The 9,862-nt window shown below is 40.3% G+C and carries 12 protein-coding genes and 1 pseudogene; 6 read left to right on the top strand and 7 right to left on the bottom strand.

Features of this window, described 5'->3' with window-relative positions:
- The 4 genes and pseudogenes from HHA42_RS10110 to HHA42_RS10095 form a co-directional block, all read left to right on the top strand.
- Positions 1–323 (top strand): annotated as a pseudogene (locus tag HHA42_RS10110) (biotin synthase); the annotation flags it as partial.
- A 60-nt stretch (positions 324–383) separates the two neighbouring features.
- Positions 384–1,070 carry a class I SAM-dependent methyltransferase gene (locus HHA42_RS10105; RefSeq protein WP_168461295.1) on the top strand — a complete coding sequence of 229 codons (687 nt, stop codon included), beginning with the start codon at positions 384–386 and terminating at the stop codon, positions 1,068–1,070.
- 98 nt (positions 1,071–1,168) lie between these two features.
- Positions 1,169–1,966: a thioesterase family protein gene (locus HHA42_RS10100; RefSeq protein WP_168419157.1), complete on the top strand. Its 798-nt coding sequence runs from the start codon at positions 1,169–1,171 to the stop codon at positions 1,964–1,966.
- Positions 1,967–2,059: 93 nt separating this feature from the next.
- Complete coding sequence (locus tag HHA42_RS10095) at positions 2,060–2,836, top strand: Rossmann-like and DUF2520 domain-containing protein (protein ID WP_168461306.1); 777 nt, start codon at positions 2,060–2,062, stop codon at positions 2,834–2,836.
- Between the two features lie 90 nt (positions 2,837–2,926).
- On the opposite strand, the gene trmB is transcribed toward HHA42_RS10095, so the two are convergent.
- Together trmB and HHA42_RS10085 are read right to left on the bottom strand one after the other, a co-directional pair.
- Entirely contained in the window at positions 2,927–3,643 is a 717-nt protein-coding gene (trmB, locus tag HHA42_RS10090; RefSeq protein WP_168461788.1) for a tRNA (guanosine(46)-N7)-methyltransferase TrmB, read from the bottom strand.
- Between the two features lie 185 nt (positions 3,644–3,828).
- Positions 3,829–5,280 carry a SulP family inorganic anion transporter gene (locus HHA42_RS10085; protein ID WP_168461787.1) on the bottom strand — a complete coding sequence of 484 codons (1,452 nt, stop codon included), beginning with the start codon at positions 5,278–5,280 and terminating at the stop codon, positions 3,829–3,831.
- 217 nt (positions 5,281–5,497) lie between these two features.
- On the opposite strand from HHA42_RS10085, the gene HHA42_RS10080 reads away from it, so the two are divergent.
- The gene (locus tag HHA42_RS10080; RefSeq protein ID WP_168419162.1) at positions 5,498–6,109 is read left to right on the top strand and encodes a glutathione binding-like protein; all 612 of its coding nucleotides are present in this window, start codon (positions 5,498–5,500) and stop codon (positions 6,107–6,109) included.
- An 80-nt stretch (positions 6,110–6,189) separates the two neighbouring features.
- Here HHA42_RS10080 and HHA42_RS10075 read toward each other — a convergent pair whose 3' ends face one another.
- From HHA42_RS10075 to HHA42_RS10055, 5 genes are all read right to left on the bottom strand, one after another.
- Positions 6,190–6,972, bottom strand: coding sequence for a thiazole synthase (locus tag HHA42_RS10075; protein WP_004971502.1), 783 nt, complete (start codon positions 6,970–6,972; stop codon positions 6,190–6,192).
- Positions 6,973–6,984: 12 nt separating this feature from the next.
- Positions 6,985–7,182 (bottom strand): sulfur carrier protein ThiS, encoded by a 198-nt coding sequence (gene thiS, locus HHA42_RS10070; RefSeq protein WP_168419164.1) that lies wholly within the window; start codon positions 7,180–7,182, stop codon positions 6,985–6,987.
- Positions 7,183–7,222: 40 nt separating this feature from the next.
- Positions 7,223–7,588 (bottom strand): DUF423 domain-containing protein, encoded by a 366-nt coding sequence (locus tag HHA42_RS10065; RefSeq protein ID WP_168526358.1) that lies wholly within the window; start codon positions 7,586–7,588, stop codon positions 7,223–7,225.
- Positions 7,589–7,779: 191 nt separating this feature from the next.
- Entirely contained in the window at positions 7,780–8,649 is an 870-nt protein-coding gene (gene rpoH / locus HHA42_RS10060; RefSeq protein WP_004971496.1) for an RNA polymerase sigma factor RpoH, read from the bottom strand.
- Positions 8,650–8,814: 165 nt separating this feature from the next.
- Positions 8,815–9,069 (bottom strand): sulfurtransferase TusA family protein, encoded by a 255-nt coding sequence (locus tag HHA42_RS10055; RefSeq protein ID WP_168419167.1) that lies wholly within the window; start codon positions 9,067–9,069, stop codon positions 8,815–8,817.
- Between the two features lie 477 nt (positions 9,070–9,546).
- Here HHA42_RS10055 and HHA42_RS10050 point away from each other — a divergent pair, with 477 nt between their 5' ends.
- Positions 9,547–9,759 carry a cold-shock protein gene (locus HHA42_RS10050; RefSeq protein WP_005177104.1) on the top strand — a complete coding sequence of 71 codons (213 nt, stop codon included), beginning with the start codon at positions 9,547–9,549 and terminating at the stop codon, positions 9,757–9,759.
- Positions 9,760–9,862: the final 103 nt, after the last annotated feature.

Raw genomic sequence — 9,862 nt, 5'->3', positions numbered from 1 at the left:
TAGTGCCGATTGAAGGTACACCGTTGGCTGAAGTAGAAAAACTAGATGTGATTGAGTGGATTCGTACCATTGCGGTTACGCGTATTATTATGCCAAACAGTTACATTCGTTTATCTGCAGGGCGTGAATCATTGTCAGATTCAGATCAGGCTTTGGCCTTTATGGCAGGTGCAAACTCGTTATTTTCAGGTGAAAAGTTACTCACTACACCAAATGCAGGCGAAGGCAAAGACAAACAACTATTCCAAAAATTAGGTTTAGTCCCAGAACGTGCCAAACCAACCGTTGCAGAATTATCTGTAGATGCAATGGCAGTGGCTTAAGCCGCTTTTAAAAAAAATATTAAGTTTTGATGTTAGTAAATTAAATAAGAATCATGTGATATGGCAAAAGATTTTCACAGTGCAAACGTGGTTGCAGGCTATGACAGTCATATTCGGAAACTCATTCCTGGCTATGAATTGGTACATCAGCAACTCAATGCGATTTTAAGCAGTCATTTGCCTGAAAATGCACAGCTTTTAGTAGTGGGTTGTGGCACAGGTTATGAGTTGCAGTATTTGTTGCAGCAGCATCCGCAGTGGCAATTTAGCGCAATCGACCCATCTTTAAGTATGTTGCACCAGGCAGAAAAAAATATTCAGTCTGTGGCAGGGTATGAACGTGTCCGTTTTATACAGGCAGACACGCAGCAATTTGCTCAGCAAGCACAGGTAGAAAACTTGCAGTTTGATGCGGCATTAGCGATTTTGGTGGCGCATTTTGTACCTGTGGCAGAAAAAAAATCATTCTTTCAAGATATTTACCAAACATTAAAACCTAGGGGTATTTTATTAAGCTATGATCTGATGCAGCAGACTGAAAACATTGAACTACGCTGGATGCAAAATTTGGCACTAGAGAGTGGTTTAACCGTGCTACAGGCAGAAAAAATGATTGCACGACTGGCCGATGATTTTCATTTAATTTCTGCAGAAGCACAGCAGTCATTACTCACTCAAGTGGGTTTTAGACAGTCTAAGACCTATTGTCAAATTATGAATTATTATGGTTTTTTTGCGCAAAAATAGGTTATAAATAATGTGATTTAACTATTAATCTTAATGCTGCGAGCAGCACTCTAAATCGTATCCATATAAAAATATTCGTATCAGGGAAAGAGGAAAAAATGTCAGCATATTACACTTTACTTAACCGTGAACAGCATGCAGATGGAAGCTGCACTACGCACTATCGTTCCAATATTCATGCACAAGGTGCGTGGAATCCGCATGAGCAGCACATGGCACCTGCAACGGGAATTTTATGTGCAGAACTAGAACAGTTTATGCCACGTGATGATATGCGAATTGGTCGGGTCAGTTTAGATATTTTTGGCTTAATTGCTGCTGGGGAGTTTACGATCACTACCCGTATGATTCGTCCAGGCAAAACCATTGAACTGATTGAAGCTGAAATGTGTGCCGAAGGGAAAACCTGTATTGTGGCGCGCGCATGGAAAATGAAAACCTCAGACACACGTGCAATTGCAGGGCTAGAAGACTTACCTGTAGAAAACCCTGAATATTTGGCCAATTGGGATGGTATGCGTTGCTGGCCGGGAGGCTATATTCAAAGTATTGAAACCCGAGCACATTTAGACCGTCGTGCAGGCAAGGGCATTGTCTGGCTAAGAAACCAATTGGAAATGGTTGAAAATCAAGCTACATCTAGTTTTGTTCGTTTAATGGGCATGGTAGATACCGCCAATGGGGTCGTACCACGTCTAGATCCAAATGAAGGTTGGGGTTTTCCAAACTTGGATTTACAAATTCATTTACATCGTTTACCGCAAGGCGAATGGTTGGGCTTGGAAGTGACACAACAATATGGTGAAGATGGAATCGGGCTGACCAGCGGAATTTTGCATGATACCCAAGGCCCATTTGGGCGTAGTGAGCAGATTTTAACTTTGCGTCAATTTTAAAATTGATGCGCGCTTAAACAAAAACATCAGGACGAATTGCTTCGTCCTTTTTTTATTGGCATGCTTGAGCAAATTACTTCACTTAAAAAGTTTATGCGTATTAGTTTGATTGGTGCAGGCCGTGTTGCACACCATTTGTCCCATGTTTTAAAAGCACAGCATCAAATTGTGCAAATTTATAGCCGCAGTCTGGACAAGGCACAGCACTTGGCTACGCAAGTTGGTGCAGCAGCAATTGCGCAAGTTTCTGAATTAAATGCAGAAGTTGATTTGGTGATTATTGCTGTAAGTGATCAGGCCATTGCACAGGTGATTCAGGATATTCATCCTTATTTAAGCCATGCTTTGGTTGTGCACACTTCAGGCAGTACCAAGTTAGATGTTTTGCAACAACATCATGCGCGTTCAGGGGTGTTTTATCCTTTACAAACTTTTAGTTTGGAGCGTGAAATTGATTGGTCACAAACGCCATTATTTATAGAAGCTGTATTTTCCGAAGATCAGCAGGTTTTATTCAATTTGGCAAATAGCCTAAGTAGTCGTGTTTATGCCTACACTTCAGAGCAGCGTTTGAGTTTGCATTTAGCTGCCGTATTTGCTTGCAATTTTAGTAATTATTGTTATGACATGGCTAAACAAGTGGTGGATGCAAAACAAGTGGATTTCAGCTTGCTGTACCCCTTAATTTTGGAAACTGCACACAAAGCCACACAAAATGAGCCTCGTCACATGCAAACAGGGCCTGCCATGCGTGGTGATCAAAATATTTTAAAGATGCATCAGGACTTGTTGGCAGCGGGGCAGCAACATGCACTTGCCGAAGTTTATGCGCTTATGAGCCAACAGATTTTAGAACGACATCAATCTTAGTCGTTTCTTAGTCAGTCTTTTGGATTTATGCCATAAAACTAACCCAGATAAAAAATGCTTCCGAATGGAAGCATTTTTTTGTTGTAGAAATTAGCTGATTTTCTTGAAGATAAAGTCGTTAATTTTATGGCCCGCGTCAATTCCACGACGTTCAAATTTGGTTTGTGGACGCCATTCAGGGCGAGGGTAGCTATTGCCTTTACCTGCCAAGTTTTCTAAACGTGGGCGATTGTCCAATACATCTAGCATCCATTCAGCATACGGTTCCCAGTCAGTTGCTGCATGGAATGTACCGCCTAGCGCTAGTTTTTGTTCGACCAATTCCATACGTTCATGGGCAACAAAACGGCGTTTGAAGTGACGTTTTTTCTGCCATGGATCAGGGAAGTAGAGTTGAACAGTATCAATGCTGTTGTCTGGCATTTCACGAAGGACTTGAATGGCATCTGCATCTAAGACACGTAAGTTGCTTAAACCCGCTGTGCCTGCTTCATAAACGCACTGTGCAATCCCTGGAATATGGACTTCAATACCGACAAAGTTACGCTCAGGATTGGCTTGAGCCATCAGTACCAAAGAACGCCCCATACCAAAACCAATTTCTACTGTCAGTGGGCGTTCAGGGTGTTCAAAGTGCTGACGTAAATCGCCAACAGGGTATTCCAAAATTAAGTGACCGTATTGTTCCAAGGCACTACGCTGTGACGTATTCAATGGTGATGAACGGCGCATGAACGTTACAATTTCACGATGCTCGTTGAGGTTGTCCAGCTCGACAACGTGCTGGTCTAATTGATCGTTCGACATAATTCTGGCAAATCTAATAAATTCGAATGCGGTATTTTAAGTCCTGAGCCATTGAAGTCAAATTTTTTCGCTGATTTTCCGCAGTGAGCCTTATTTTGTAAATACATCGGATTTATCTTGCATACAAAAATGCTGAATCATCAAGATTCAGCATTAAATTAATTGGCATCCAAACTGTTAAGTAATTATGAATGAGCACTGTATTGATCAATTAAAGTATGACTGGCTTCATTCAAACCAATAATATGCACTTTAATCTGTTGATCTTTAAATTTTTTCACCACGGTATTGAGCATATTTACCGAAGTAATATCCCAAATATGGGCATGGGTTAAATCAATGGTGACATTGCTGATGTCTTCTGAAAAATCAAAAAACTGATAAAACTTTTCAGAACTGCTAAAGAAAATTTGCCCTGAAATAACATATTGGCGGGTATGTTCACCCAATAAAAATGAGCTGACTTTAACTTCGCTTTCCAGTTTATTGACCAAAAACAATGCCGAAAGCAACACGCCAATAAAAACACCTAAAGCAAGATTATGGGTGGCTAAGACTACAATCACCACGGCCAGCATAACAATATTGCTTTGTTTTGGATGTTTCTTAAAGTTGCGGATGGAATCCCAGTTAAAGGTGGTAAATGACACCATAATCATGATTGCAACCAAGGCTGCCATAGGAATATAAGCCAGCCAGTCTTTTAAAAACACCACTAAACATAGTAAAAATACACCAGCAGTCAGTGTGGAAAGGCGTGTACGTGCGCCAGAGCTGACGTTAATAATCGATTGTCCAATCATGGCACAGCCTGCCATTCCGCCCATAAAGCCACTAACTATATTGGCATAGCCTTGACCACGACATTCCTGATGTCGGTCACCTTCTGTGCCTGTGGCTTCATTTACAATGGTGGTGGTCATCATGGTTTCTAATAAACCCACCGTAGCTAAAGTAATGGCATAAGGAAAAATAATTGATAAAGTTTCAAAATTGAGAGGAATATCTGGTATTAAAAATATAGGTAAGGTATCTGGAAATTGTCCCAAATCATTTACGGTTCGCATATCTGTACCAAGCAATAATGCAACAACACTTAGCACAATAATGCAGACCAAAGGTGAGGGGATGCTTTTACCAATTTTAGGGATATACGGAAACAGATACACGACCGCTAAACCCAAACCTACAAATAAATAGCCTAAGCTATCCATTTGTGATAATTCAGGCAGTTGTGCCACAAAAATTAAAATTGCCAGCGCATTTACAAAGCCATATACCACCGACTGTGATACAAAACGCATGAGTTTAGCGACTTTGAAGTAACCTGCGATTACCTGAATAATGCCTGTGAGTACTGTCGCAGCCAGTAAATATTGCAGGCCGTGCTCTTTTACCAAGGTAATCATCAGCAATGCCATTGCCCCTGTTGCTGCAGAAATCATGGCAGTACGACCACCAAAGAAAGCAATCGTAACCGCAATACAAAATGAGGCATATAAACCGACTTGTGGGTCGACACCTGCAATTGCAGAAAAAGCAATTGATTCAGGAATCAGCGCCAAGCCAACCACTAATCCTGCCAATACATCGGTACGGATATTGGAAAACCATTCTTCTTTTTTCAGGCTAATCACAATCAAAATTTCATGAAACTTTAAAGGGCTGTATGTTAAAACATCTTTAGATAAAAAAGCAGGTTAAACAGACTTGAAAAAGCCTTTCGTTTGCAGGATAGTCAAAGCGTAAGAATTTTTAAAACATTTATGCTTTTTTGCAATTTATAGGTTCAATCACTTGCAAGTTGATGCCAAGCGATTTACAACAGAGATAGTTATATAACAAGGATCAAATATGAAGCTTTATTATTCCCCTGGTGCAAGCTCTTTGGCAGCCCATATTATTTTAAATGAAGTCAATGTCGATTTTGATATAGAACGTGTGGATTTAAAAACCCATAAAACAGAAAAGGGTGTGGATTATTACGAAATTAATCCAAAGGGTTATGTGCCTGCTTTAGAAATTAACCCGGGTTTAATTTTGACTGAAAATGTTGCACTTTTACCATTTTTGGCGCAGCAAGACCCTAAGCAAGATTTAATTCCGCCATCAGGTTTAGGGCGTGCGAAAGTTTTAGAATGGTTAGGATATCTCAACTCAGAATTACATGATGCCTACGCAGTATTTTTTGGTGCGCCTTTAGATGCAGAAGCCAAAGAAAAAGCCTATGCAGAAATTGATCGTTTATTAACGTATATTGATCAAGCCATTGCGGCATCAGATCATGAGTATTTAGTAGATGATAATTTTGGCCCTGCCGATGCGTATTTATTTGTGATCACCAACTGGTCAAACTATATCGAGCATGATTTAACCCCATATAGCCATGTGGTAGAAATTCGTAATAAAGTGGCCGCACGTCAGTCGGTACAAATTGCGATGCGTGATGAAGGTTTAATTCCGTAATTGGTTTTAAGCACCAAAATCACATAATAAAAAAGACGTTAAGTACTCACTTAACGTCTTTTTTATTTGGCTGACACGGCTTATTTAAAGAAATAACCCGTTTCAGGCGAGCTGGCATTGGCCATACGTTTACGTGGCATACGGCCTGCTAAATAAGCTTCACGGCCTGCTTCAACCGCTTTACGCATAGCAGAAGCCATCAATACAGGGTTTTGTGCTGCTGCAATTGCAGTGTTCATGAGTACGCCATCACAGCCTAATTCCATGGCAATCGCTGCATCACTGGCTGTACCTACACCTGCATCCACCAATACTGGCACTTTGGCATTTTCTTTAATAATAGAAATAGTGTGTGGGTTTAAAATACCCAATCCAGAACCGATCAAGCTACCCAATGGCATAATGGCCACACAACCCATGCTTTCCAGTTCTTGTGCCACAATTGGGTCGTCTGATGTGTAGACCATGATCTCAAAACCATCGTCAATCAGCGTACGCGCAGCTTTTAATGTTTCGGTGATATTTGGATAGAGTGTTTTTTCATCACCCAATACTTCCAGTTTTACCAAGTTGTGACCATCGAGCAATTCACGCGCTAGCATACAAGTACGCACGGCACTATTGGCATCGAAACAGCCCGCGGTGTTGGGCAAAATGGTGTATTTTTCAGGTGGAATCACTGAAAGTAAATTGGGTTGATCAGGATGTTGCCCAATGTTTACACGACGAATGGCAACCGTGACAATTTCTGCGCCACTGGCTTGAATCGCCAAATCAGTTTCGGTTAAATCTTTATATTTTCCCGTACCCACCAACAAACGTGAATTAAAGGTACGTGAACCGATTTTAAATGTATCTTGCATGGGTGCTCCAGATTAGCCGCCACCAACGGCATGAATAATTTCAATGCGGTCTTCATCGCAAATAGGGGTTTCGGCAAGTTTGCTTTTGGCAATAATTTTCTCATTTTGCTCGACTGCAAAGCGTTTGCCTTCTAGGTCTAATGCTTGAATGAGTTGCAGCAGCGTTGTATGAGTGGTCTGTTGTGCTTCGCCATTCAGATAAATTTGCATGACAGAGAGTCCATTTTAAAATTGCTAAAATACATACACTTTATTTGGCATATTTCATGGCTTGCCACGCTAAGCTTAGCCAGCCTGCAATCATGAGTGCGCCACCAATCGGGGTAATCATGCCCAAGCCACGGGCTAAATCCAATGCCATGATATAGAGTGAACCGCAGAAAAATAAAATGCCGAGCTGAATGAGAATAAAACTGGCTTTAATAGGAAGTTGTGGAATCACTTTGGCCAATATGCTCAATGCTAAAAGTCCAAGGGCATGATAGAAAAAATAATCTGTTGCAGTTTGCCACCAAAGCAATTGCGCTTCAGTTGCGTGGGCCTTTAAGCCATGTGCACCAAATGCACCGAGCATGACTGCTATGGCTAAATTCAGGGCAGAAATTGCAATCCACATACGCAAATTGACCTATTTAATTTTGCGCTTAACCTTAGCACATTTTTAGGGGCGGGAAAATCTGAGATTTGCCTGCCTGAATGTAGCTGTACCAATCAAAGACAATAAAAAAGGGCAGACTGCCCAATTTTATTTGATGCTTATTTTTCGCCTATAGCTCAAGCCATTTATGAAATGTAAAAAGACTTTAATCAGTTAGATGACATTGCCACTTTAATTTTTTCCATAGCATTTTTTTCAAGCTGACGAATTCGCTCTGCAGAAACATTATATTCTGCCGCCAATTCATGTAAGGTAGATTTATCATCATCCAACCAGCGACGTTGTAAAATATTACGTGAACGATCATCCAACTGTTCCATAGCTTCATGCAGAGCAGAGGTGCTTTGTTCTTCGTAATCTTCGTTTTCAACCAAACGTGCAGGGTCGTAACGGTTATCTTCTAAATACAGCGCAGGTGCAACATAGGTTGAACCTTCATCGTCATCATCACCTTGTGCTTCAAATGCAGCATCATAAGCGGTTAAACGACCTTCCATTTCCAAAACTTGTTCAGCGGTCACATTTAAATCATTGGCAATAGATTGCGCTTCTTCTAGCGTCAATTTTTTGCTGGATTTTTTGAGGCTACGCAAATTAAAGAATAATTTACGTTGCGCCTTGGTCGTGGCAATTTTGACAATACGCCAGTTACGAATTACATATTCGTGAATTTCAGCTTTAATCCAGTGCACGGCAAAGGACACTAAGCGTACACCCATATTAGGGTCAAAGCGTTTTACCGCTTTCATTAAGCCTAAGTTGCCTTCTTGAATTAAATCACCCTGTGGTAAACCATAACCCGCATAACTACGTGCAATATGCACAACAAAACGTAAATGTGACATGACCAACATTTTGGCTGCGTCTAAATCTTGATCGTAATAATAACGTTCGGCTAACTCTTTTTCTTGTTCAGCCGTTAAAATTGGAATTTGGTTAACAGTACTAATATAAGCCCCGAGATTTACACCTGGTGCAGATAATGACAGGGGCATCAACTGATTGCTGCTGTCACTCATGAGATCTCCTTATAGGATTGGGTGGGTAAAATAACCGATGTCTTTATCTTAATGCCAATATTCTACTTAAATAAGGAAAATTGGTGTAGATATGTAAATCTTTATACGATAAAGGGCTAGGTATAATGGTGTTAAAATGGATGCACAATCAATAAGATTGACTAATCACGTAGCATTTGGCTTGGCAACATGAATCACATAATGAAACTCGTTTGCCGAAATTTGACTGGCTGTACACTGGTATTGATGCAACTGACAATAACGTGTGACATCCTGCTGGCTATGTGGGTCAGAAGACTTAAGTAAAAATAGAACAGCATCTGAATTTTTAAGTGCACGTTTCAACATCAGTAAGGGCATTGGACAGGGTTGTCCCATAGCATCAATTACAGTGGTGGGGGGTACAGAATCACACAGCATTGCGGTATAAATTCGCCTTAAAAAACAGAACGATCATACTAGCAAACTTGGCAGGAAATCCCAAATAAATTTCATCTGAAATAGAATGTTAGTCAATGTTTGGAGTGTAAATAAAATAAGGAGATTTTAGTGCATTATTTTATGCAACATTTTTGACATATTTGACCGATCAAAATAGTGCTAAGTCACTTATCAGAAATAAAATTTTCCCAACTGTTCAAATCATTTCAATCTGAACAAGATAAATCAAAAAAAATCTATTAATTGTCATAAACCCGTGTTAAGCTCGATGCGTATTTAGGATTTTAGATAGACAATTGTTGTTTGTCGCCCTATTACAAATGGATGTAACCGGGATTTTGTTAATAGTTATACAGAATGATTACAAGCTTAGAAATAAAAATATTTTTAAACTTTGTTTGCTCTGCTGTTTGCAACACCGGGTGGTCCTTCTTTTTAATCAATGAGGATTAACTTATGACAGCTCGTGAACAAGGCGTAGTTAAATGGTTCAACGACACTAAAGGTTTTGGCTTTATTCAACGCAATGGCGGTGACGACGTATTCGTTCACTTCCGTGCGATTCAAGGTGAAGGCCACCGTTCACTTCGTGACGGTCAACGTGTTGAATTCAGCGTAGTTAAAGGCCAAAAAGGCTTCCAAGCTGAAGAAGTACAGCCACTAGACTAATCACTCGATTATTCTAAAAAAGACGCTCCAATACTGATTGGGGCGTTTTTTGTTTGTATTTCTGTTTATAATAGGTCAGTTTTTTGTCAGAAAAAGTTCGAGC

The organism is Acinetobacter sp. A3 (genome assembly GCF_012371415.1).
Taxonomy (GTDB): Bacteria; Pseudomonadota; Gammaproteobacteria; order Pseudomonadales; family Moraxellaceae; genus Acinetobacter.
The sequence above is the reverse complement of the archived record's forward strand: the minus strand, read 5'-3'. Positions and strand labels throughout refer to the sequence as shown.